The sequence below is a fragment of the Streptomyces sp. NPDC059456 genome (assembly GCF_042750055.1).
GTDB lineage: Bacteria > Actinomycetota > Actinomycetes > Streptomycetales > Streptomycetaceae > Streptomyces.
The window spans coordinates 8,578-10,430 of the sequence record NZ_JBHYVA010000264.1; the positions used below are offsets into that span (position 1 = coordinate 8,578).

Sequence of the window (1,853 nt, forward strand, 5' to 3'; positions counted from 1 at the left end):
CCCGGCGACTCCCCCTCCCCCCCGACCCCACCCCCCCCGCCGCGCAGAGCCAGCGCCACGCCCCCCGCCCCCCCCCCGGCCCGCGCCGCCCCCCCCCCCCCCCCCACGGACCTGGACCGGGGGCCGCAGGCCCGCTGCCCGGGGCACTCAGTCGCCCGCGATGCCGAGCGCCGCACGGATTTCGCTCGCCAGCCGCGCGTCCAGGCCGGGCACGGTCATCCGGTTCTTGACCAGAGCGAAGGAGAACCGATGCGCCGGGTCGGCGAAAGCCGTGCTGCCGCCCGACCCGCTGTGGCCGAAGCCGCCTGCCGGGCGCACCGGCTTCGCCCCGCCGTCCCCGATGACGAATCCGCCGCCCATCGTGCAGGTGGTGCCCATCATCCGGTCCACCCCGCTCACCCAGCCCGTCGTGGCCTCCTTCAAGGTCGCGGGCGACAGCAGCCGTATCCCCTCCAGCTCGCCACCGCAGGCCAGCACCGCGTACAGGCGGGCGGCCCCGCGCGCGGTCATGATCCCGTTGGCCGGCAGTGCCGTACGCCGGAAGTCGGCGCGGTTGCCCAACTCCGCCACCGGCAGCACCCCGCGGGGAACGCAGTCGAAGAACGGCGCCCCGGGCGGCATGCGCTCCAGCCGCGCCCTCCAGCCGCCGTCGTCACAGGTGGCCACCCGCGATGCCAGATGCCCGGGGACGTGGAAGAGCAGCTCGTCACCGATCCCGAGCGGACCGGCCAGCTCATCATCCAGCAGCTGGTCGCAGGTCCGGCCGGTGGCGCGGCGCAGTATCTCGGCCAGCAGCAACCCGTAGGTCCAGGCGTGGTACCCGAAAGCACTACCGGGTTCCCACTGCGGCCGCTGCCCGGCGATCCAGTCGGCCATGGCCGGCAGGTCGAGCAGCCGCTCCGGGGTCACGTCCGCCGGCAGCCGGGGCAACCCTGCCATGTGACCGAGCACCTGCCCCAGGGTGATCCGCTCCTTCCCCGCCGCGCCGAACCGCGGCCAGTACCGCGCCACCGGCGCCTCGTACGCCAGCAGGCCCTGGTCCACCAGCACCGCGACCAGGGCCGCCGCCACGCCCTTGCCGGTCGACCAGGCAGGTACCAGCGTGTCCGGCCCCATCGGCCGCCCCTCGGTGACGTCGGCCGTACCCGCCCACGCGTCGACCACCAGCTCGCCGTCGCACCAGGCCGCCACTTGCACCCCGAGCTCCGCGCCCGACTCCGTCAGCTCCGCCAGGACTTCCTCGACGCGCCGCTGCGCCGGGTTGTCCGGCCCCGTGTCGGTGTGCACAGACCCTCCCCCTCCGAGCCGGGGACCGCGGTCACGGTCACCCGCCGAGTCCAACGCGGTTGCGGCCGGAACCGTTCCGGAGGTCGCCGCTCGGCAGGGGCATCGAGGAACGGCACCGCACCACCGCCGTCGCCAGGCTCTGCCCGCCCCACGCCGTGTCTGCGTCCGTCGGACCGCCCCCGCTCCGAAGCCGAAGCGACCGGCCTCGGCTCACGCTACCCGGGCAGGCGAGTCCCGACGGGGTCGGCGGCCGTCTCGCGCAGGAAGGCATCGATCACGGCGAAGGTCGATTCCGGCTGTTCCACCTGCGGCAGGTGGCCCGCCCCGGGGATGACGTGGAGCCGGCCGTTTCCGAAGGCTCCGGCGTACGCCGCGCCGTAGGCGGGAGTGACTATGCGGTCGCTCTCACCCCAGAGCAGGAGAGCGGGAACGTCGACGCGCCGCAGACGGCGGAGCAGCTTCGGGTCGTGCATGTACGGGTCACCGGCGAGGACGCGGAGGGCGGCCATGTTGCCCTGCTGCAGGGCGGCATGTCCGGCGGGGAGCCTGTCGGGGCCCCGGTGGAA

General features: G+C 75.0%; 2 protein-coding genes. Both read right to left on the minus strand.

All coding sequences use genetic code 11. The features are described 5' to 3' along the window. Positions 1-147 precede the first annotated feature (147 nt). Complete coding sequence (locus ACFXA3_RS22515) at positions 148-1,287, minus strand: serine hydrolase domain-containing protein (protein WP_385189265.1); 1,140 nt, start codon at positions 1,285-1,287, stop codon at positions 148-150. A 215-nt stretch (positions 1,288-1,502) separates the two neighbouring features. After that, positions 1,503-1,853, minus strand: a 351-nt coding sequence (locus ACFXA3_RS22520) for an alpha/beta fold hydrolase (RefSeq protein ID WP_385189267.1), incomplete at its 5' end; no start/stop codon positions are given.